This is a genomic window from Novosphingobium sp. Leaf2 (assembly GCF_001421325.1).
Lineage (GTDB): Bacteria > Pseudomonadota > Alphaproteobacteria > Sphingomonadales > Sphingomonadaceae > Novosphingobium.
In genome coordinates this window covers 58,779-79,908 of record NZ_LMJY01000006.1, presented here as the reverse complement: position 1 = coordinate 79,908, position 21,130 = coordinate 58,779, and the positions used below count along the sequence as shown (strand labels likewise).

16 protein-coding genes are annotated in these 21,130 nt (G+C 65.8%); 9 read left to right on the top strand and 7 right to left on the bottom strand.

The window, feature by feature from the left end:
* The first annotated feature begins 9 nt into the window (after window positions 1–9).
* Together ASE49_RS05870 and ASE49_RS05865 are read left to right on the top strand one after the other, a co-directional pair.
* Window positions 10–3,186: an efflux RND transporter permease subunit gene (locus ASE49_RS05870; protein WP_056769300.1), complete on the top strand. Its 3,177-nt coding sequence runs from the start codon at window positions 10–12 to the stop codon at window positions 3,184–3,186.
* Window positions 3,187–3,200: 14 nt separating this feature from the next.
* Window positions 3,201–4,613 carry an efflux transporter outer membrane subunit gene (locus tag ASE49_RS05865; RefSeq protein ID WP_056769298.1) on the top strand — a complete coding sequence of 471 codons (1,413 nt, stop codon included), beginning with the start codon at window positions 3,201–3,203 and terminating at the stop codon, window positions 4,611–4,613.
* Between the two features lie 18 nt (window positions 4,614–4,631).
* On the opposite strand, the gene ASE49_RS05860 is transcribed toward ASE49_RS05865, so the two are convergent.
* A complete protein-coding gene (locus tag ASE49_RS05860; RefSeq protein ID WP_056769296.1) occupies window positions 4,632–5,114 on the bottom strand; it encodes a DUF4142 domain-containing protein in 483 nt (160 codons plus the stop codon).
* 191 nt (window positions 5,115–5,305) lie between these two features.
* Between ASE49_RS05860 and ASE49_RS05855 the strand changes: the two genes are divergently transcribed.
* Both ASE49_RS05855 and ASE49_RS05850 read left to right on the top strand, forming a co-directional pair.
* Window positions 5,306–6,382 (top strand): TauD/TfdA family dioxygenase, encoded by a 1,077-nt coding sequence (locus ASE49_RS05855; protein ID WP_056769294.1) that lies wholly within the window; start codon window positions 5,306–5,308, stop codon window positions 6,380–6,382.
* A gap of 70 nt (window positions 6,383–6,452) precedes the next feature.
* A complete protein-coding gene (locus ASE49_RS05850; protein ID WP_056769337.1) occupies window positions 6,453–7,658 on the top strand; it encodes an SGNH/GDSL hydrolase family protein in 1,206 nt (401 codons plus the stop codon).
* Window positions 7,659–7,679: 21 nt separating this feature from the next.
* On the opposite strand, the gene ASE49_RS05845 is transcribed toward ASE49_RS05850, so the two are convergent.
* The 4 genes from ASE49_RS05845 to ASE49_RS05830 form a co-directional block, all read right to left on the bottom strand.
* The gene (locus ASE49_RS05845; protein ID WP_056769292.1) at window positions 7,680–9,047 is read right to left on the bottom strand and encodes an amidohydrolase family protein; all 1,368 of its coding nucleotides are present in this window, start codon (window positions 9,045–9,047) and stop codon (window positions 7,680–7,682) included.
* A gap of 82 nt (window positions 9,048–9,129) precedes the next feature.
* Window positions 9,130–10,470: an AtzE family amidohydrolase gene (locus ASE49_RS05840; protein ID WP_442945946.1), complete on the bottom strand. Its 1,341-nt coding sequence runs from the start codon at window positions 10,468–10,470 to the stop codon at window positions 9,130–9,132.
* A 2-nt stretch (window positions 10,471–10,472) separates the two neighbouring features.
* The gene (locus ASE49_RS05835; RefSeq protein ID WP_056769289.1) at window positions 10,473–10,673 is read right to left on the bottom strand and encodes a hypothetical protein; all 201 of its coding nucleotides are present in this window, start codon (window positions 10,671–10,673) and stop codon (window positions 10,473–10,475) included.
* A gap of 83 nt (window positions 10,674–10,756) precedes the next feature.
* A complete protein-coding gene (locus ASE49_RS05830; RefSeq protein WP_056769286.1) occupies window positions 10,757–11,596 on the bottom strand; it encodes a DODA-type extradiol aromatic ring-opening family dioxygenase in 840 nt (279 codons plus the stop codon).
* A 202-nt stretch (window positions 11,597–11,798) separates the two neighbouring features.
* Here ASE49_RS05830 and ASE49_RS05825 point away from each other — a divergent pair, with 202 nt between their 5' ends.
* Window positions 11,799–13,076 (top strand): MFS transporter, encoded by a 1,278-nt coding sequence (locus tag ASE49_RS05825; RefSeq protein ID WP_056769284.1) that lies wholly within the window; start codon window positions 11,799–11,801, stop codon window positions 13,074–13,076.
* 3 nt (window positions 13,077–13,079) lie between these two features.
* Here the strand turns inward: ASE49_RS05825 and ASE49_RS05820 are convergent, their stop codons facing one another.
* Complete coding sequence (locus tag ASE49_RS05820) at window positions 13,080–14,531, bottom strand: hypothetical protein (RefSeq protein WP_162234229.1); 1,452 nt, start codon at window positions 14,529–14,531, stop codon at window positions 13,080–13,082.
* Window positions 14,532–14,638: 107 nt separating this feature from the next.
* Between ASE49_RS05820 and trhO the strand changes: the two genes are divergently transcribed.
* Window positions 14,639–15,610, top strand: a complete 972-nt coding sequence (trhO, locus tag ASE49_RS05815) for an oxygen-dependent tRNA uridine(34) hydroxylase TrhO (RefSeq protein WP_056769280.1) — start codon at window positions 14,639–14,641, stop codon at window positions 15,608–15,610.
* Between the two features lie 87 nt (window positions 15,611–15,697).
* Here trhO and ASE49_RS05810 read toward each other — a convergent pair whose 3' ends face one another.
* A complete protein-coding gene (locus ASE49_RS05810; RefSeq protein ID WP_056769277.1) occupies window positions 15,698–16,789 on the bottom strand; it encodes an acetamidase/formamidase family protein in 1,092 nt (363 codons plus the stop codon).
* A gap of 197 nt (window positions 16,790–16,986) precedes the next feature.
* On the opposite strand from ASE49_RS05810, the gene ASE49_RS05805 reads away from it, so the two are divergent.
* The 3 genes from ASE49_RS05805 to ASE49_RS05795 all read left to right on the top strand — a co-directional run bounded on the left by ASE49_RS05805 (window position 16,987) and on the right by ASE49_RS05795 (window position 21,126).
* Window positions 16,987–17,472 (top strand): VOC family protein, encoded by a 486-nt coding sequence (locus tag ASE49_RS05805; RefSeq protein WP_056769275.1) that lies wholly within the window; start codon window positions 16,987–16,989, stop codon window positions 17,470–17,472.
* Between the two features lie 107 nt (window positions 17,473–17,579).
* Entirely contained in the window at window positions 17,580–18,782 is a 1,203-nt protein-coding gene (locus tag ASE49_RS05800; protein ID WP_235522856.1) for an aromatic ring-hydroxylating oxygenase subunit alpha, read from the top strand.
* A gap of 37 nt (window positions 18,783–18,819) precedes the next feature.
* Window positions 18,820–21,126, top strand: coding sequence for an acetamidase/formamidase family protein (locus tag ASE49_RS05795; protein ID WP_056769273.1), 2,307 nt, complete (start codon window positions 18,820–18,822; stop codon window positions 21,124–21,126).
* The last annotated feature ends 4 nt before the right edge of the window (window positions 21,127–21,130 follow it).

The following is a 21,130-nucleotide window of genomic DNA, read 5'->3' as shown; positions in this document are numbered from 1 at the left end:
CCAGCTTTCATGCGACTATCCCGTTTCTTCATCGACCGCCCGATCTTCGCCGGCGTCATTGCAGTACTGATCACGATCATCGGCGCGCTGGCCTTCATCGGCCTGCCGATCACCCAGTATCCCGATATTGTGCCCCCCACCGTGACCGTGACGGCGCAATACCCGGGCGCTTCGGCGGAGACCGTGGCGAACACCGTTGCCGCGCCGATCGAGCAGGAAATCAACGGCGTCGACGACATGCTGTACGTGGATTCGCAGTCCACCGGCGATGGCAAAGTGACGATCACCGTCACCTTCAAGATCGGCACCGACCTCGATGCCGCGCAAGTGCTGGTCCAGAACCGCGTGGCGGTGGCAACCCCGCGCCTGCCCGACGAAGTGCAGCGCATGGGCGTGGTGACGCGCAAATCCTCGCCGGACTTCCTGATGGTCGTGAACCTGCAGTCACCGGACGGCACATACGGACGCGATTACCTGTCCAACTATGCGTTGACGCAAGTGAAGGACCAGCTGGCGCGTATCGAAGGCGTGGGCGATGTAGCGATTTATGGCGGTCGTGATTACGGGATGCGGATCTGGATCGATCCGGGCCGCGCCGCGCAACTGAACCTGACCGCCGGTGAGATCGTGGCCGCCCTGCGCGCGCAGAACGTGCAGGTTTCCGCCGGCGCGATCGGCGCACCTCCGTTCGACAAAGGCAACGCCTATCAGGTGGGCGTGGAACTGCAGGGCCGGCTGACCGATCCGCAGCAGTTTTCCGACATCGTGGTGCGCACTGACCCCGACGGTCATCAGGTCCGCGTGCGCGATGTGGCGCGGGTGGAACTGGGCGCACAGGATTACAACACCAATACCTACCTGTCCGGCAAGCCCACCGTGGTGATGGCGGTGATGCAGCGCCCCGGATCCAACGCACTGGAAACCGCCAAGCTGATCCGCGCCGAAATGGACACGCTGAAAGCCAAGTTCCCGAAGGGACTGGACTATTCGGTGATCTACAACCCCACCGAGTTCATCGGCCAGTCCATCGACGCGGTGTATCACACGCTGTTCGAGGCGGTGATCCTGGTCGTGCTGGTGATCCTGGTCTTCCTGCAGAACTGGCGCGCGGCCGTCATCCCGATCATCGCCATTCCGGTGTCACTGATCGGCACCGCGATCATGCTGGCGGCAGTGGGCTATTCGCTCAACAACCTGTCGCTGTTTGGCCTGGTTCTGGCCATCGGCATCGTGGTGGACGATGCCATCGTGGTGGTGGAAAACGTCGAGCGCTACATCGAGGAGGGCCTCTCTCCGCTCGAAGCATCGCGCCGCTCGATGGACGAGGTGTCCGGTGCGCTGGTGGCGATCGTGCTGGTGCTGTGCGCAGTGTTCGTGCCCACGCTTTTCATCAGCGGCATTTCCGGCGCCTTCTACAAGCAGTTCGCCGTCACCATCGCGACGGCCACGGTGATCTCGCTGCTTTTGTCACTGACGCTGTCACCGGCGCTGGCCGCCCTGCTGCTTCGCCACCGCGAGCGCGTGCCCGCAACCGCGCCACGCTGGCGCCGGGTATTGCAGGGCGCAGCCGACCGTTTCAACACCGGCTTTGATCGCCTGAGTGAGAGTTATGCGCGGCTGACCGGGCGCCTCGTCCTGCTGCCAGCGCGCATGATGACGGTCTATGCCGCTCTGATCGCCGCCACCGCGGGACTTTTCTGGGCAACGCCGGCAGGCTTCATCCCCAACCAGGATCAGGGCTACTTCCTGGCGGCGGTATTCCTGCCGTCCGGCGCCTCGCTAGAGCGGACGGACGCGGTGACGCAGGACGTTGCCAAGCGCCTGCTGCCGATCAAGGGCATTCGCGGCGCGGTGATGTTCGCAGGGCTTCACGGCCCCTCGCGCACCGCCGCGCCCGATGCCGCCGCGATCTACTTCCCGTTCGAGAGCTTTGAAAAGCGCAAGGAACTGGGCGTCACGTATGCGGACATCATGGCCAAGGCCACGCAGGCGCTCAACGACTACGACAAGGCCAAGGTCCTGCTGCTGCCACCGCCCACCATCAACGGCATCGTGCCCGCCGGCGGCTATCGCATGCTCGTGGAGGACAACGAAGGACGCGGTTATCCCGAGCTTGCCAATGCCGCCGGCGGCCTGATCGCCAAGGCCAACCAGACCAAGGGCCTGTCGCAGATCTACACCCTGTTCGACCAGAACACGCCGCGCATTTTCGCCGACGTCGACCGCCGCAAGGCCGAGATGCTGGGCGTGCCGCCCGAGCGCGTATTCGAGGCGCTACAAGTCTATCTTGGATCGGCCTTCGTGAACGATTTCAACCTGCTGGGCCGCACCTTCCGCGTCACTGCACAGGCCGACCAAGGCAGTCGCGGCTCGGTGGCGGACATCGCCAACCTGCAAACCCGCTCCAGTTCCGGCGCAATGGTGCCGATCGGGTCCGTCGCCACGTTCCAGGACAAGACCGGGCCGTATCGCGTCGTGCGCTACAACCTGCACCCCGCGATCGAGGTGGATGGCAACGTCGCGCCCGGCTATTCCACCGGCCAGGCGCTGTCCACGATGGAAAAGCTGGCCGACGAGACGCTGCCGGCAGGCTATGGCCACGAATGGACCGGCATCGCCTTCCAGCAACAGGCGGCGGGCAATACCGCAGGCGTGGTGTTCGGCATGGCGGTGCTGTTCGTGTTCCTGGTGCTGGCGGCGCAATACGAAAGCCTTACCTTGCCGCTGGCGATCGTGCTGATCGTGCCGATGTGCCTGTTCGCCGCGATGCTGGGTGTGAACCTGCGCGGTATGGACAACAACATCCTGACCCAGATCGGTCTGGTGGTGCTGATCGCGCTGGCGGCGAAGAACGCGATCCTGGTCGTCGAATTCGCCAAGCAGGCCGAGGATGAGCGGGGCATGTCGATCGTGGATGCGGCGGTCTATGCCGCGCGCACCCGCCTTCGCCCCATCCTGATGACCAGCTTCGCGTTCATCCTGGGCGCGGTGCCGCTGGTGATCGCGCAAGGGGCAGGCGCGGAATTGCGCCAGGCGCTGGGCACGGCGGTGTTCTTCGGCATGGCCGGGGTCACCGGGTTCGGGCTGCTGTTCACCCCCACCTTCTACGTTGTGTGCCGGGGGCTGGCCGAAAAGCTGCGCCGCGCGCCGGCACGCCCTGACGGCCACGCAGTTCCGGCCGAATGAAAGGACATTGCGCGATGATCGCAAAGACACTTCCGGCGCTGCTGGCCGCCACCGCCCTGTCCGCCTGCGCGGTTGGTCCTGACCATGTGGCGCCCACCCCGTCGCCATCTGCCCAGGGGCCTTTCGTGGGGGTGCAGTCTGCTGACGTTACATCCGGCACGCCGCAGGACGCATGGTGGCGCCTGTATGACGACCCCGTGCTCAGCCGCCTGGTCGCAGATGCACTGGCCGCGAACACCGATGTGCGGGTTGCGGTCGCCCGGATCGAGCGGGCACGCGCATCACTGCGCGGATCGCGCGCGGACGCCCTGCCCCAGACCGGCATCGACGCGTCGGGCACGTATGGCCGCGTCTCGCAAAGCGAGGTCGTGCCCGGCACCGACAGGCAGGGGCGGCGCGTGGATGGCGGCCTCACCGTCAGTTACGAAATCGACCTGTTCGGCAGGGTGAAGCGCGGCATCGAAGCCTCGCGCGCGGATCTGGATGCCGCCCGGGAGGATGCCGACGCAGTGCGGGTCACCGTTGTCGCCGACACCGTGCGCGCCTATGTCGATGCCACCAGCGCGAACGCGCAAATCGTGGTCGCCCAGCGCAACGTCGATCTGTTCGCCCGGTCAGAACGTATCACCAACGCCCGCTTCGAGCGCGGGCTCAATCAGAAGCTGGACGTGATCCGCATCACCCAGTTGCGCGAGGCACACGATGCCGCGATCCCGCTGCTCGAAGCGCGGCGCGACGCGGCGCTGTTTCGCATCGCGCTGCTGACGGGCCGCACGCCGCAGGACCTGCCCGATGGCGTCATTGCGCGGGACACCATCCCGCTCGTCACCCAGCCGATCCCGGTGGGCGATGGCCGCACGCTGCTGTCACGCCGCCCCGATGTGAAGGCGGCTGAGCGGCGGCTCGCGGCAGACACCGCCCGCATCGGCGTAGCGACCGCAGATCTGTATCCGCGCATCTCGCTGGGCGGCTCCGTGGGCAGCAGCACGATCGGCCCGGCCAGCGTGCTGGGTGGCGGCGCGCTGCGCTGGTTGCTGGGGCCGATGCTGTCTTGGGCGTTCCCCAATCAGGAGGCTATCCGGGCCCGCATCGGCCAGTCCCGCGCCGATGCCAAGGCGGACCTCGCCACGTTCGATGGCGCAGTTCTGAACGCCTTGCGGGAAACTGAAACCGCCTTGTCCGCCTATCGCAACGCGCTGCTGCGCAAGGAGCGGTTGGACGCCGCGCAGGTTGCGGCGGCCCGCGCCGCGAACGTCAGCCTGGCGCGGCAGACCCGCGGGGAGATCGACGCACTGGACGTGCTGGATGCCCAGCGCACCCTGGCCGCATCGGACGCGGATGCCGCAGCCGCCGGGCGGGACGTGGCTTTTGCGCAAGTGGATGTGTTCCGCGCGCTGGGCGGCCTGTCTGGGGACGGTGGCCGATAAGGCCCCGTCCCCGCGCCTTTATAGCGCCTGCAACTTCGCTATGTGCTGTTCCACCACCGGTGTGATCGCAGCAGCCGCATCGCGCAGCGGCCTGGCGGTGCCATTGCGGGCATAGTCCTGATGCAAGGCAAGCGCTTGTTGGTGCGCCATCTTCTGCTGCGTAAGGTACGTCATGTCACGCGCCTTGCCCTGCTGGGCCTTGAGCTGTGCGATCATCTTGGCCTGTTCCGGCTTCAGTCTGGCTGGCGCCACCTTTACGCGTGCGGCGGCAGTGGCCGCTTTCACTTCGGCGGTGCTCTTGGTATGGTTGGAAATCATCATCTGCGCAAAGTCACGGATACGGGGATCTTCGGTTGAGCCCATGACGATCTTGCTGGACTCGCGCTCGTACAGATCGCCCGCCCCCGCTGCGGCGACGTATTGCTGGGCCGTCATGGGTTCCGCGTAAGCGGGGCTGCTGGCCAGCACGAACGCACCCGCTGCAATGATAAGCTTGTTCATGATCGTGGTTCTTTCTTTGCGCCGGCAGCCCGACTGTAAGCAACGGACTTACGCCATCATCCCAACGGCCAGGGCGAAAAGTTGTTTCCGCTGCCGGCAGCCCTGCCTGCACGTGGGTGTGCGTCCAGCATCAAGACGTGCGGGCCGCGATCCCCTATGGTCTGCCGCAACCGCCGTCTGGAGATGCCCGCATGACCGTTGCCGAAGTCCCATCCCTGATACTCACCCAGGCCGCCTGGCGCGGCGACCGGCTGATGGAGGGGCAGGAATGGGTCTACCAACTGGACGCGGCGCAAGTCGCCGAGCTTGAAACGCTGGGCCGCCGCTTCGTCGATGCGGACCCGGACCTGCGCTTCGTGCAGGCGGCGGACTATCCGCTGGACGCGTGCGCTGAGGCGGTCAGATCGTGGCGCGCCGATGTCGATTTCGGGCGCGGCTTCGTACTGGTGCGCGGGCTGCGTTCAGACTTGTATTCCGACACGCTTTCCAGCGCGATCTACTACGTGCTGGGCCTGCACATGGGCGATCCCATCCGCCAGAACGAGATGGGCGACCTGATCGATCACGTCTACGCCACCAGCGACAAGACGATGGACGATCCCACAGCGCTGTCCTCCAAAGTGCGTGACAAGCTGGTCTACCATTCCGACAGTTCGGACATCGTGGCGCTGATGTGCCTGCGCGGTGCGCGCGAAGGTGGGCTGTCCTGCCTGGTTTCCGGCGCGGAGATCTACAACGAGATCCTGCGCCGCCGCCCCGATCTTGCTCACCTGCTGCTCGAACCGTTCCATTGGGACTGGCGGCGGCAGGATCACAGCGCGCCGGCTGACACCTACACGTCTCCGGTGGTGAGCATGGAGGACGGGGTATTCAGCATGTATGCCGGCTCGCTATATATTCTCACCGCGCAGGAATACCCCGGCGTGCCCCAGCTCACCGAAGACCAGATCGAGGTGCTGCGCCTGTTCGACGAGATCACGTACGAGCCGGGCATGGCGATCGCGATGGATTTCCGGCCCGGCGACATCCAGTGGCTCTCCAACTACGCCGCGCTGCATTCACGCACGGAATTTGCCGACTGGCCCGAACCCCAGCGCAAACGCCACCTGCTGCGCCTGTGGCTGTCCAGCAAGACGGACCGCCCGGTGGTGCCCGGCTTCGGCAAGAACGGCGTCGTCCAGCACCGGGCCGAGGCCCGCAGCGGCGCGGAACATCCCGAAGCGCGCTTCAGTGTGCGCACGATGGCGGTGCCGCGCCTGATTTCCTGACCGCTGCGCTTTTGGGTACATGTGCGCACAAAGGCTGGACAACGCGGGCGGCGAACGGGAAAGGAGCGCCATGCGTATCCCTTCCGCCTTTGCCGCTGGTGTTGCCGCAGCCGTTTTCGCCTTTGCCCTTGGCAGTATTCCTGCCCAGGCTGCGCCCGCATGGGCCGGGGCGTGGGGGTATGCGGCTGCCGATGCCGGGCCGCAGGACCCGGTGTTTGCGCCTGGCGCTTTCCGCTATCGCGTAAAGCTGACGCAGGCGGGTGATGCGCTGCGCTTCACCCTCAGCAACGCCGAGGGGACAACGCCGTTGTCGGTCTCCTCAGTGAGCGTTTCCGCCCCCGCCGGTGCTACGGGCGTGGAGGTCGCCCCCGGCACTGCGCGCCCGGTCGCGTTTTCCGGCAAAACTACCCTGACGCTGGCCAGGGGCGAGTCCATCGTCAGCGATCCGGTAAATCTCGCCGTGCGGGATATGGACGATGTGGTGGTCACCGTCACCTTGGCCACCCCGTCACAGCCTGCTGGCAACAATCCGGGCATGTACATGGCCTTTGCGCCAGCCACCACCCCAACAATGTTCCTGCCGATCCTGGTGCGGCCGTTCCTGTCACTGGTATCCGTCCGCACACGGGGAGCACCTTGCACCGTCGTGGCGTTTGGCGATTCCATCACCGACGGCGTCACCAGCCTGTCACCGCAAAGCCGGGGCTGGCCAGGGCGCCTGGCGGAGCGTTTGGCACAGCTGCCGCCCACCCGGCGTTGCGGCGTGGTGAACATGGGCATCAGCGGCAACCGCGTGCTGCAGGACGGGCGGGCGGCATCGGCGCTCAATCGCTTTGCGCGCGATGTGGCAAGCGTCCCGGGTGTAACGCACATCATATTTCTGGAAGGCATCAACGACATCGGCGCAGGCGCAACGCAGGGGCCGGACGCCATCACCCCGGAACGGCTGATCGCCGGCTATCGCGCGTTCGTGGCGCGCGCCCACGCGCTGGGCGTCAAGGTGATCGGCGGCACGATTACCCCGGCGCTGCGTGCATTTTACATGAACCCGCAGAAGGAGCAGACCCGCCTTGCAGTCAATGCCGCTATCCGGTCAGGAACGATATTCGACGCCGTGGTGGATTTCGACGCTGCGGTGCGCAATCCCGCCGCACCATCGGAGTTGCGGCCCGATTTCGATCCGGGCGACCATCTGCACCCCAACGATGCCGCACTGCGCGTGATGGGCGATGCGGTGGACCTGTCCGCACTGGGGCCCGCCACCACCCGCCGCTAGGCGGCGTGGACGCCTAGGACCTCATACGATCGGCCACTGCGCCAATGCAGGCAGCCCTGAGCGCGCCAGCACGTCATCGGCCATAGCCTGCGCCTCGGCATACAGCGCATCCTCGTCGATCATGGTGCACCGGTACGTGTCGACCACGCGCACCCCATCGACCCACACCGAATGAACCCCGCGCCCATCGGCTGACCACACCAGCTGATCCACCGGGTTGTTGATCGGCTGCCATTCGGGACGGCGCGTATCATGCGTTGCGATGTCAGCCTTCATGCCCACCGCGATGCTGCCGATCGTATCTGCAAGGCCTAATACCTTCGCTCCGTTCACAGTCGCCATCTCCAGCACCTGATGCGCGGGAAACAGCGCCCGGTCCTGACGGGCGTCCTTGAACAGCGCTGCCATCAGCGTCATCACCCGCATAATGTCGTGGTTGTCTGCGCCATCAGTGCCGAGCGCGATGTTGACGCCCGCCGCGGCCATTTCCGGAAACAGCCCGTACCGGGTAGCGCCAAACCCGCAGCGGATCGCCGCGCCGGGGCAATGGGTGACGTTGGTCCCGCTGTGCGCCACGAGCGCGGCCTCTTGCGCGTCGATGTGCACCATATGCACCAGGTTCAAGTGCGGTCCCAGCACGCCCAGCTGGTCAAGGTGCGCCACAGGGCGCTGTCCAGTGTGCGTGAGATACCACTGCGCATCGTCACCCACCGGGCTCATGTGGGCTGAAACGCCAGTGCCGGTGCGCTTTGCCAACTCCGTAACCTGCTGCCACAGCGCGTCCGTCGCGGTGTTGTGCCCGATGAGGTTGGGCCATGCCGCGATGCGCCGGCCATCCTGCGGGTAGCGCGCCAGATCGCCCTCCAGCGCGGCGAGGGCGTCGCGCGTCAGCCCTTGCGCGTCGGCGGACGGATCCCACGCGCGGTCTTCGGTCCAGCGGCCCGTGCGTGCGCGAATGCCGGTGCCCTCGATCGCCCCCATGATATCATCGAACGCCAGCATCGTGCCGGCCTCGAGAAACGTGGTCGTGCCGGTACGCAACATGGCCGCGATCGCCAGCCTTGCGGAGACCGCCTGCTCAGCCGGGGTATGCCCCTTGTAAAGCGGTATCACCCACCTCCCCAGTTCCTCGTCGAAAGGCAGGGCTTCGGGGATGAAGCCCCGGATCAGGGTTTCAGTGATATGAACGTGGCAGTTGATGAAACCAGGCGTGAGCACCCACCCGCGCCCATCCACCACGTCGCGCGCGACAATCCCGGCAAGCTCGGCGCTCTTGCCCACGGCAACGATCGCGTCTCCGGCGATAGCTACCGCGCCATCGCGGATGACGCGGCGCTGGCTGTCCATGGTGATGACCGTGGCGCCGGTGATGAGGGTATCTGCATCCATGCGTGTGCGTCCTTACCGCACTGTTCTAGACTGGCACGGCGGCGTGGCTTGTGCCTACGCGGCACATTTGTTGACGCGCCGCTCAGCCTTCTGACGGCAGCTGCGGAACGGCGCACAGCCCCTTGTCGATCAACTGGCGCGCCGCGCGCAGCAGCAGCGGTTCGTGGCCCGCCGCGGCGATCAGCTGAACGCCCAGCGGCATGGCGAAATCGCCCGCCAGCGGCAGCACCAGCGCGGGCAACCCCATCAGGCTGATCGGCTGCGTATAGATGCCCAGATGGCTTCGGGCCGACACCGGCTTGCCCTCGAACGTCATCGTCGGATCGGCGATCGTGGGAGCGAAGCCGGGCGCTGCCGGCGTAAACAGCACGTCCGCCAGTTCGAATTGGCGGCGCAGGCGTGCCTGTATCCAGTTGCGAAACCGCTGGGCAACCAGATAATCGTCACTGGGCATCAGCAACCCGGCCAGCAGACGATCGCGCACCGGCGGCTCGAACTGCATGGGGTCGGCTTCCAGCGCCGGGCGGTGCAGGCTGGCGCCCTCCGCCGCGATGATCACCGAAGCAGCGGCGCGGGCGATCTCCGAATGCGGCAATTCGAAGCTGACCCGACCCAGCCGGTTCCAGAATTCATCAAGCGGCCCGCGCATTTCGGGCGCGATATTGTCATCGAACCAGCTCATCAGGCGGCCGAAAGCAATTTCCCCGCGCAAGGTTTCCTGCCGTTCCGGCGCGCCTTCGCGCAGGATCGTGCGCACCAGCGCCACATCGTCAAGATCGCGGCCCAGGGCCCCCACGACGTCAAGGCTTTCCACGAACGGGTGAAGCCCGGCGGTGGGCAGGTCGCCATACGTGGGCTTCAGGCCGATGACCCCGCACAGCCCGGCGGGCACGCGCAGCGAGCCGTTGGTGTCGAACGCCAGGCTGATCGGCACGATCCCGGTCGCCACGCCCACGGCGGAGCCGCCCGCCGCGCCGCCCGCCACGCGTGCGGGATCGTGCGGATTGCGGGTGAGCCCGTAATGCGCATTCATGGTGACGAAGCCGTAGCCGAACTCGTCGATGTTCTGGGTGCCGATCAGCACCGCGCCCGCCGCTTCCAGCAGACTGATCGCCCGGGCATCGCGGCTGGCGAAAGCCGCCTTGCTGCGCGTGCGCGATCCGGCGGTGGTGATTTCCCCGGCCACATCGAACAAGTCGGCGACACCGAAGGGGACGCCGGCCAGTGGGCCAGGATCGATGCCCGCTTCTACCAGCTTGTCCACCGCTGCGGCCTTCGCCAGCGCGCGGCGCTGCAACAGGCGGGTAAAGCCGCTGCGCTCGTTGCCTAGCGCCTGCGCCCTTTCAAATGCCGCAGTGACAAGCTGCACCGCGCTGGCATCGCCGGCACGCACCCGCGCGGCCATCTGGATGGCGAAGGGCACCATCACGCCTCGAAACGCATCGCGCTGGCGCTGCGCGGATCCAGCGCAAAGGCGCGCAAGGTGGCGACGTGATCCTGCAGCACGATCAGATTGGCAAGCACGCCGGGCACGCATTCGTCAGGCGCGGCGATCCCGGCTTCGGCCATGCGCAGGCGCACGCTATCGGCGCTGGGGCGCGCTGCCTTTCCGTTCGTATCGGCCACCGGCCCTCGCCTCCCTCGCACATCCCAAATCGGCGGATACCCTTACAGGCTTGCAGGGCTGCGACAAGGGGGAGAGGCAGGCGCTAACCGAAGCGAAAGGCCGAGATGTCCGCCATCATCACATTGTCGCCGAACACTTTTGCGCCGGGCGATGTGTACCCGGCCCCTGCCGCCACCATCAGCGGCAGCAGATGCTCTTCGCGCGGATGAGACTGGCGCCCGGCAGGTGCCTCGTCCCAGTGACCAAGCTGCGCCTCGCGCTCTGCCGGCGCGGATTCGACCGCGCTGGTAAGCCACTGGTCGAAGACTGCCGAGGGCCGCGTGGCCGATGGCGTGCGGAAGCCGCGCATGTTGTGATAGCTCATGCCTGAACCGACGATCAGGATTCCCTCATCGCGCAGCGGCGCCAGCGCCCGTCCGGCGGCGATATGTTCCGCCGGGTCGAGATCGGCCTTGAGCGACAGCGGCACCACCGGAATGGTCGCATCGGGATCGATCAGCAGGAACGGCACGAACACACCGTGGTCGAAACCGCGCGCCGGGTCCGTGCGTGCGGGCAGCCCCGCTTCGGACAACAGCGCCACCACCCGTTCGGCCAGCGCCGGCGATCCGGGCGCAGGATACTGCAACTGGTACGTGTGCGGCGGGAAGCCATAGTAGTCGTAGATCATGCCCGGCTCCACGGCGGTGGACGCGGTGAACGCCGGCTCCTCCCAGTGGCCGGAAATCACGACGATGCCCTTGGGCCGCTCGGGCAGCGTGGAAATCAGCGCGCGCAGCCAGTCCGCCGTCTTGTCCCACGTATCGGCAGGGCCACCCATCACCGACCAGTCCATGAAAAAGCACGGGCCGCCGCCGTGGGGAATGAAGAAAGTGGGCATCTGCGCGGCCGGGTTGGCGATCGAGGCGGTCTGAGCGTTCATCGTAACGTATCGTCCTGCTGCAACATGGTGCGCCCGCCTATTCCGATCCGAGCGCTGGAGGCAAAGTCGGACGACCTTCCCCGGCGCGCAAGGGCGCAGACTTGATGAACTGCGAAGGATTTGTTGCACCCGGGCAGGAATCGCTTGGGTTCGGGCGCTTGCGGGCTTTTAGTGGCGACACATCGCAACCGGAGACCCGCTTATGCCGCCACCGCAACGCGACCCTGCCGCCGCACACCTGGCGATCGCCGCTACCGCCGGCAATATGGTATGCGTGACTGCCGCGATCAGCGCGCCGTTCGGGACGTTCCTGGTGCCGATTTCGCAGGAGCTGGGCTGGTCACGCGCGGCGGTTTCGGGCGTGCTCGGGCTGATCGCGGTCATTTCCGCCATCAGCTATCCCTTGATCGGCCGCACGATGGACCGGGTGGGCGCGCGTCCTCTCATCCTGGCCGGCAACGTGGCGCTGGGCATTCTGGTGGCGGCTTTGTCACTGACCACGGGTAGCTTGTGGATGTTCTACCTCCAGTTCGGCCTCATCGGCCTTGCCGGATCGCTGTGCGCATCCCCGATGATCGCGAAAGTGGTGTCCAACTGGTTCGATGCCCGGCGCGGGCTGATGCTGGGCGTCACGGCTGGCGTGGGCAACGGCGTGGGCGCAACGCTGATGCCGGTGGTGGCCGGCATCCTGCTGCCGCTGATTGGCTGGCGCGCAACGTATGGCGTCATCGGGGCGCTGGTGCTGGTCATCGGGGTGCCGCTGCTGTGGGCGTGGCTGCATGACATGCCGGAAACCGCACCGCAGGCGAAAAACGCGCCCGAGCGGGTGCTGGAAGGCATGACCTTGCGCGAAGCCGCCTCAACCCGCCGCTTCTGGGTGCTGCTGGTGGCGGTGGCGAGCGGTGCAGGCGGGATGACGGCGGTGTTCACTCACGTCGTGCCGATGATGACCGACCGGGGCTACGGCCTTGGCGAGGCGACCGGCGTGGTCGCCACCTTCGCGCTCGTCACCGCCGCCTGGCAGGTGGTGACCGGCGGCCTGTTGGACAAGCTGCGCACGCCGTTGCTGGTCGTGCCGATGTATGGCGCGGCGATGCTGGGTCTGGGGCTGCTGCAGTTCGGGCATGGCAGCCTGGCAATGAGCGGCGCTGGCGTGCTGCTGGGGATCGGCATGGGCGCCGAATACGGCGCGCTGTCCTATTTCTGCTCGCGCTACTTCGGGCTCAAGCATTTCGGCGCGATCAACGCCGTGCTGTACGCTGCCGTGATCCTGGCGCAGGGGCTGACCCCGGCGGCGATGGACTTGAGCTATGGGAGCAGCGGATCTTACGATCAGGCCTCGATCGCCATCATCGTCACGCTGGCGGTGGGCACCGCGCTGCTGTTCTTCCTGCCCGGCATCGGGGCAGACGGGCGCACCAGAATGCGCAGCGTGCGCGGGATGACACTATCGTCCGAACCGCAGCTGGCCCTGGGCTAGGCGTCAGCGACCGATCAGGCCCAGCGCATGGCGAATGAACGCCTCGCGGTTCAGCACCCATTGCGCCCCCGGTGGCAAGGCTGGATCGGCATACGTCCAGCCCTGCGGCGAATACGGGCGTGCCACATCGCCACTGGTGCCGAATGCGAGTGAGGCCATGCGCTGTTGGCCACGGGCGGTCCGGTCCGTACCCTCCACCGTGGTGGTGCCGGGCGCAAAGGCGGTGCCTTGCGGGCGTAGCGTGAAGACATACGGTTCTTGCCGAAAACTGCGCACCGTGGTGTTGATGAAGACGGACAGATACACTTTGTCCAGCGCCGCCAGCGGCTGCGCCGGCATCTGCCAGCTGCCGTCCGCCAGCACGCTCCAGGGATAGCTGGCCGGATCGCCGTAAAGCATCTCGCTGCGCAGATCGACGAGCCCGTCGCGCGGATCCTGCGCCGGCCTGATCCGCTCGATCTGCAGGCCCTCGGACCACGTGAACCCATACGCCGATGCGTCGATAAGCGGCATCGCAGAAGCGGTGGACCGGTTCGGGCGGTTGGAGACACTGACGTTCTCGTAAATGCGCAGGTACGCCTTGTCCTTCAGCTGGTGCCCGCTGGCTACGTTCTGCCACGCCTGCTGTCCGTGCAGCGCGGTATCGCGGAAATGCGATACCAGAATGCCGTTGATATACGTGGTATGCTGCTGATCGGCGCTGGTGCCCACGTTGCCGGCGATGTCGCTGTCCTCGACATAGAGCATCGTCTCTCCGCTGGGCGCGAAGATGGCGTTCTTGCCGCCATATATGCGCGCGCGGCGCACCACGGCGGTAAACAGGCCGGGCTTTTTCGCGCCCGTCACTTCCAGATGAAGCGCCCCCATCGGCTGAATCGCGCCGGGGAAATCCAGCGCCACGTCCCGAAGTTCGAAATGGACGCGCGCCGGCCCGATGTCGAACATGCGCAAGTCGATCGTCGCCCACTCATCTCCCGTGCGGAAGGTCACCTGCCGACCCGGAATGGACGAGCGCATGATGTATTGGGTGCCGTCCAGCGCCCCGGTGATCTGGGGCATCCACGGCGCGAACGGGTAGACGCAGGGCTGCCCCTGCCCATCCAGCGCCTCGTAGATGAATTCGTAGCCGCCTTCCGCCCGGCCATACAGCTCGTCCGCGCCGCGTCCGTCATAGACTTCGTGACCCGCCGCGCGTGAGGCATCGCACTTGATGCGCAGGCGGATCGCGGGCGCGCGCAGGCCCTTCATGGGCATGTAGAACGGATAGAGCCGATCGCGCTCCTGCGGCGGTGCCTTTGCCTCCGGGGCTTGAGCCTGCGCCGGCGTTTCCGCCGTCAGCGGCGCATAATCTATGCGTGGCAGCGCGCTGTCTGAAGCGACGATCGGCCCGGTCACGCCGAACAGCAGGGGGCACGCAAGGGCCAGCACGGATCGCAAGTATTTCAAGGCGGACACCGGCCTCTCCAAGGGGAACGTGCAGCCACAGTGCCGCACCGGTTGCGAAGATTGTGTGAACGCCCGTGCGGCTTCACGCGCGTTTAACTTCGCGCTAAGCGCGCGCCATGTCCACGCCGCCTGCCGAATCAGCCTCCCAACCTGCTATCGTCGTCGCCGCGTTGTACCAGTTCGCCCGGTTCGAGGACTGCGCCGCGTTGCGCGAACCGCTCAATCGCCTGTGCCGTGAACAGGGCGTGCGCGGCACGTTACTGCTGGCGGCGGAGGGGATAAACGGCACGATTGCCGGTAGCGAAGCGGCTATCGCGGCGGTGCTAGCGCATATCCGCACCCTGCCCGATTGTGCGGGGCTGGACGTCAAATTGTCCAGCGCATCGAAAATGCCGTTCCACCGCATGAAAGTGCGCATCAAGCCCGAAATCGTGACGATGGGTCAGCCCGACATCGATCCGCGCGCCAGCGTGGGCACCTACGTCGAGCCGCAGGACTGGAACGCCATGATCGCCGACCCGGACACCATCGTCATCGACACGCGCAACGATTACGAAGTGGCGATCGGCACGTTCGCGGGCGCCATCGACCCGCACACCGCCACGTTCCGGGATTTTCCGGAATGGTTCCGCGCCGAGCGCGAGCGGCTGCTGGGCGCGCGCGATGGCAAACCGCCCAAAGTGGCGATGTTCTGTACCGGCGGCATTCGCTGCGAAAAATCCACCGCGTTCCTGAAACAGGAAGGCGTGGAGGACGTATTCCACCTCAAGGGGGGCATCCTGAAATATCTGGAAACGGTGCCGGAAGATCAAAGCCTGTGGCGCGGGGAATGCTTCGTGTTCGATTCGCGCGTCAGCGTGGGGCATGGCCTGGTCGAAGGCAGCCACTCGCTGTGCCACGCCTGCCGCCGGCCCCTGAACGAAGAAGACCGGGCATCGCCGCTCTATGAAAAGGGCGTGAGCTGCGCCGCCTGCCACAACGAGCGCACTGACGCGCAGCGCGCCTCCTACCGCGAACGCCATCGTCAGGAAAAGCTGGCGGCCCAGCGCGGCGTCGCCCACGTCGGCGCGGTGAGCCGCAAGTCTTGAGGAAGTCCGGGCCCTGACAAAAAAAGGCCCGGTCCATGGCGAACCGGGCCCTTCATGGTGTCACTCGTCAGGAGTGAGGGTGCCTGTTCAGGTAGGGTCGATCACCGTGCCCTTGGATGGGAATATGCGGCGTTCGATCCGGGCATGCACGCCCAGCGTGCCGTCCACCACTTGCGTAACGCCGAAGTCCGCCGCCACGCTCATCAGCGAATAGGCGTCCTGTTTGCTTAGCCCCTGCTGTTCGTGAAGCAGGTGAAGCATGTCCATCGAGCAGTTCTTCATGGCCTGATCCAGATCCTCGCCAAAGCCGTGGACGATCCAGTTCTCCGGCGTTTCCAGCAGGGGCGAAGGGAAATCGAAATCCTTGCGCAGGATGATCTGGAACAGGCAATCGAGCGAGGCTTCGATCGCGGTGCCGGAAATCTCGCCGTCGCCCTGGCTGACGTGCGGATCGCCGATGGAGAACAGGCCGCCCTTGACCTGGCACTTGTAGAACATCGTCGAGCCGGCGCCGATGCGCCAGTTGTCGATGTTGCCGCCGTGGAGGCCGGGCGGAATGGTGGATACCGGCGCGTCCACCGCCGGTGCCACGCCCGCGGTGCCAAGATGCGGGCGGGCCGGGATGGTGATACCGGGCAGCGCGGGATGGCGATCGCACACGGGACAATTGGTGATGGTGCCCGGCACCAGATATTCGCCGGGAAAATCATACGCATACAGCGCGTGCGCGGTGTTGGCGGTGGGATCCAGTTCGTAGATCGTCACGCGTTCCTTGCGGCCGAACTCGTCATACAAATGGCCCCAGTTGGCGGCGAGGTTGGAGCCGTAGTTGTTGCGCGGCGTCATCTGCAGATAGCGCACCTCGATCATGTCGCCCGGCTCGGCATCCTCGATGTAGATCGGCCCGGTCATGATGTGCACGCCCGGCGCGCGGCTGGCGGGATCGACTTCGCGAAAGATACGCTCCACGCCTTCGTCGAACATCAGTTCGGGCGCATCCCCGGCATGATGCGTAACCGCTTCGGCCTGCACCAGATCGCCGCTTTTGATCCGCAGCGCCGGCTTGATGTCGGGAGAGAAATAGCCCCAATGGATGGTCTCGGGCGTGGCCTTTAGATGCCAGATCGCGGCGGGGCGGGTGTCCGCCTTCGGTGATGTCAGAGTGGTGACCGAAGCCATGCAGTGCCCCCTTGAAGTGTCAGGTCCGTCTAGCCCCACCTTCGGGCCGGCTGGCAAATGGGTCTTGGCCCTCAGCGCACTGGAACTTGGCGGATCGTTCGGTTCGTCGGGCGGCGTCAAGAAAGCGGACGCGTGGGGCAAAGCGTGCGCGCCCGTCCTGTCGCAAACCGCAAAGATACAAGGAGACGGACAAACCCATGCCCAACACCCTCATCTTCGTGGACCTTCCCGCTGACGATCCCGCCGCCGCCGCGCGCTTTTACGCAGACGTGTTCGGTTGGCGGGACGATCACAAGCCCCAAGGCGTCTATCACCGCATGGTGCCCGGCGGCATGTTCCCCAACCCGGACGGGTCCGACAGCGCAATCGGCAACCTGCATCTGGGCATCTTCGATCCGGCCAACGCCCGCCCGCATCCGGACGCGGAGGGCGTGGCCCCGCGCCAGATCGCAGCGGAAGGCCGCAAGCCGCGTATCTGGGTGCTGATCGCAGACGATGACACGCCCGAGCGTATCCTGTCCGCAGCGGAAGAACGCGGCGCGACGGTGCTGTGGCGCAACCACTTCTGGGGCACGTTCAACGGCCTGAACCATGCGTTCCGCGACCCGTGGGGCAACGAGATCGTGCTATGGGGCAAGGCCGGCGATCCGCCGAAAATTCCCGACGGCTACACCCGCGAATAGATCGCGTGGCGAGGGACAACCTCGCAAATGCAACATTGCTCTTCGCGGATGCGGCATGCAGAGTAAGCTTGCCGCATCCGTGCACTCCATGAAAGCGAAGCTGCCCGATGGCCACCATGCCCAACCCGAACATGCCGCCCGAATTCATCGAGTCGCTGTCTGCCTCGGCGGTAGAGCTTGCCGATGCGGTGACGCTGCCACCCGCATGCTACACCAGCGCCCAGTTCTACGAATTCGAGAAGGACGCGCTGTATTATAACGAGTGGCAGTGTGTGGGGCGTGAGGACTGGGTGCGCGAACCCGGCGATTTTTTCACCACCCGCACCATTGGCGAGCCGATCATCGTGTCGCGCAACCTGCAAGGTGAAATCCGGGCGATGTCCGCCGTGTGCCAGCACCGCGCGATGCTGGTGGCCGAAGGCAGCGGATCGGCGCGCGGGTTCCTGTGCCCTTATCACCACTGGAGCTATTCGCTGGACGGCACGCTGGTGGCCGCGCCGGCTATGAACAAGACCTGCAATTTCGATCGCAAGGCCAACAGCCTGCCGCGCTTTGCGACCGAGATCTGGAACGGCTTCATCTTCATCCACTTCGACGAGAACGCCGCGCCGCTCGGCCCCCGGCTGACCGGCGTGGCAGACGCGATCGCGGGGTATGAACTGGCCGGCGCGCAAGGACCCCGGCCCCAACCCGCGGCCCGGCTGCCGTGGAACTGGAAGGTGATGTTCGAGAACAACAACGATGGCTACCACGCCAGCCGGCTGCACGCGGGTCCGCTGCATGATTTCGTGCCGTCCGGCCGCGCCGAGTTTCCCCATTCCGATCCCGAGGACGCGGGCTTCCTGCGCTTCAACGGCACGCTGCATCCGGACGCCAGCTTCAACGCCACGCAGCGCGCGGTGCTGCCGATCTTTCCGGGTCTGTCCGACGAAGCACGCCACCGCATGACCTTTGCCAACGTGCCGCCCTCGCTCAGCCTCATCATGATGAGCGACATGGTGATCTACCTGATCCTGCGTCCGGACGGCCCGGAATCGCTGGAGATGGATACCGGCCTGCTGTTCGCGCCCGGCGCGATGGAAGACCCCGCGTTCGATCACAAGCTGGACATGAACATGCGCGCCACCGAGCACATCATCGCGCAGGATTTCCATGTGGACGAGCTGGTGCAGGCGGGCCTGCGCTCTCGCTTCGCGCCACGCGGCCGCTATTCCTGGCAGGAGGGCGCGCAAGGCCAGTTCAACAAGTGGCTGGTCCACCGCTACCGCGCTGCACACAAGCGGCTGGCTGGCGCTGCGGCGATCGGCTAGGTGGGTTACCGGGTGCTTAATCAAGGATGATCCCGGGATGACCGGCGTGCGTTTGACGACCAATGCCTATCCGCACGACCAGCGCCTGCAGGCGTGGCGCTTTGCACTGCAGCGCGTTTCGCTCGAACTGGAATCCGAAAACGAGGATATCTACGGCGACCTCGTCAGCTTCACCAGCGGCCAGAAGATCCAGTTCGTGCGATGCACCGGCACCGCACAGGCGATCACCCTGGATTTCCGCCAGGAAGCGCGCTGTTTCTGGCTGGTCTTGCTTCTCGAAGGCCGGCTGGGCGCCACCAGCGCCCAAAGCGCGGTCGAGATTGGCGAAGGTGACATGGTGTATGGCGGCGGAGACACCCGGTGCCGCATCGCCACGGAAGGCGATTTCCGCCTGTTGATCGTCAAGGTGCCGCACAGCCTGCCCGCGCTCAAGGCGCGCTCGCAGCTCCCCAACGAAATCAGCGACCTGGTGGCCGACACCGCCGTTGGCCGCATGATGTCCAACCTGCTGCGCACCGTGGCCGACACCATTCTCGACATTTCGGACGACCAGATCCGCCCGGTGGAACTGGCCTTGCCAGAAATGATCGCCGCCACCTTGCTGGACCGCGCCCCGGCCAAGCAGCTTGGCGGGGCGGCGGGTGGCCGCGCCGCGATCCTGGAGCGGGTGTTCCAGTCGATCGAAATGCGGTTGTCGGACCCCAACCTCAACACCCATCAGATCGCGGCCGAACACAACATTTCGCCGCGCTATTTGCAAAAGCTGTTCGAATCGCACGGCGAAAGTTTCGGTCATTACGTGAAGCTGCGCCGGCTGGAACGCTGCCGGCTCGATCTGGGCAGCCCGCTGCACGCCCAGCGCTCGATCTCGGAAATCCTGTTCCAGTGGGGCTTCAACGACAGCGCGTCGTTCTCCCGCGCGTTTCGCGAACAGTACGGGATGAGCCCGCGCGAATACCGCAAATCGCCCGAGGCTGCCACCGGCCCGGTGGCCGCCCCGCGCCGGGGACGCCCGGAAAAGGCCCGCGACGTCAAGCTGGAAGACCGCGAAAACCCCAGCGTGCTGACCGGCCTGCCCTCGCTTGACGATGCCGCGCGCTCACGCCGCCATCACTTTCTGCCGGCACGGCCCGACACGATCCACTGGGGCTATTTCAGCCGCTCGCTTCCCCCAGCGCTGGAAATCCGTTCGGGCGACTATGTGACGATCGAGACTCTGACTCATCACGCCAACGACGATGCCGAGCGCATGATCGAAGGCGATGCGGGCGCCGAAGCGGTGTTCCACTGGACTGCCGAAGGCAAGGCGGTGGAGCGGCGCGGCGCCGGGCCGTTCGATGCCTCCGCGATGGGCCGGGGGGCCGGCGAAGGGTTTGGCGTGCATATCTGCACCGGTCCGATCGCCGTGGAAGGCGCAAGGCCCGGCGACGTGATCGAAGTGCGCATTCTGGACATGGAAAACCGCCCCAGCCAGAACCCGCGCTTCGCCGGGCGGGCCTTCGGCAGCAACGTGGCCGCGTACTGGGGCTATCACTACAACGACCTGTTGACCGAGCCCAAGCAGCGCGAGGTCATCACCATCTACGAGATCGACAACGAGCCGGGCCGGGCGACCGCGCAGGCGGTCTATTCCTATCGCTGGACGCCGCAGCTTGACCCGTCGGGCGTAGTGCATGAGCGCTACGATTATCCCGGCGTGCCGATCGATCCCGATTCGATCACCCGCAATTTCGACGTGCTGCGCGATGTTACGATCCCGGTACGTCCGCACTTTGGCGTGGTGGCGCTGGCCCCTGCCCATTCGGAACTGATCGATTCGGTGCCGCCGGCAAACTTCGGCGGCAATATCGACAACTGGCGACTGGGCGCGGGCGCCAGCGTGTTCCTGCCCGTGGGTGTGCCCGGCGGCCTGCTGTCCATGGGCGATCCGCACGCCAGCCAGGGCGACAGCGAATTGTGCGGCACAGCCATTGAATGTTCGATGACGGCGGTGATCCAGGTCATCCTCCACCCCGCCAAGACCAGCCGCAAATACATCCGCGACATCGATTATCCGATGATAGAGACCAAGGACGAATGGGTGATCATGGGCTTTTCCAGCCCGGAATACCTCAAGGACCTGGGCACCAACGCGCAAAGCGAAGTCTACAAGCAAAGCTCGATCGACACCGCGATGCGCGATGCGTTCCGCAAGGCGCGCCGCTTCCTGATGACCTTGCGCGACCTGACCGAGGACGAGGCGATTTCGCTACTGTCGGTGGCGGTCGATTTCGGGATCAGCCAGGTCGCGAACGGCAACTGGGGCGTGCATGCGGTGATCCGCAAGAGCCTGTTCGCCGCGTAGCGGT

Coding starts and splice junctions, on each gene's coding strand:
- ASE49_RS05830 (WP_056769286.1), bottom strand. CDS start 11,596: ATGAACGCTCAGACCGCCTCGATCGCCAACCCGGCCGCGCAGATGCCC.
- ASE49_RS05860 (WP_056769296.1), bottom strand. CDS start 5,114: ATGAACAAGCTTATCATTGCAGCGGGTGCGTTCGTGCTGGCCAGCAGC.
- ASE49_RS05805 (WP_056769275.1), top strand. CDS start 16,987: ATGCCCAACACCCTCATCTTCGTGGACCTTCCCGCTGACGATCCCGCC.
- ASE49_RS05850 (WP_056769337.1), top strand. CDS start 6,453: ATGCGTATCCCTTCCGCCTTTGCCGCTGGTGTTGCCGCAGCCGTTTTC.
- ASE49_RS05865 (WP_056769298.1), top strand. CDS start 3,201: ATGATCGCAAAGACACTTCCGGCGCTGCTGGCCGCCACCGCCCTGTCC.
- ASE49_RS05800 (WP_235522856.1), top strand. CDS start 17,580: ATGGCCACCATGCCCAACCCGAACATGCCGCCCGAATTCATCGAGTCG.
- trhO (WP_056769280.1), top strand. CDS start 14,639: ATGTCCACGCCGCCTGCCGAATCAGCCTCCCAACCTGCTATCGTCGTC.
- ASE49_RS05855 (WP_056769294.1), top strand. CDS start 5,306: ATGACCGTTGCCGAAGTCCCATCCCTGATACTCACCCAGGCCGCCTGG.
- ASE49_RS05845 (WP_056769292.1), bottom strand. CDS start 9,047: ATGGATGCAGATACCCTCATCACCGGCGCCACGGTCATCACCATGGAC.
- ASE49_RS05870 (WP_056769300.1), top strand. CDS start 10: ATGCGACTATCCCGTTTCTTCATCGACCGCCCGATCTTCGCCGGCGTC.
- ASE49_RS05795 (WP_056769273.1), top strand. CDS start 18,820: ATGACCGGCGTGCGTTTGACGACCAATGCCTATCCGCACGACCAGCGC.
- ASE49_RS05810 (WP_056769277.1), bottom strand. CDS start 16,789: ATGGCTTCGGTCACCACTCTGACATCACCGAAGGCGGACACCCGCCCC.
- ASE49_RS05825 (WP_056769284.1), top strand. CDS start 11,799: ATGCCGCCACCGCAACGCGACCCTGCCGCCGCACACCTGGCGATCGCC.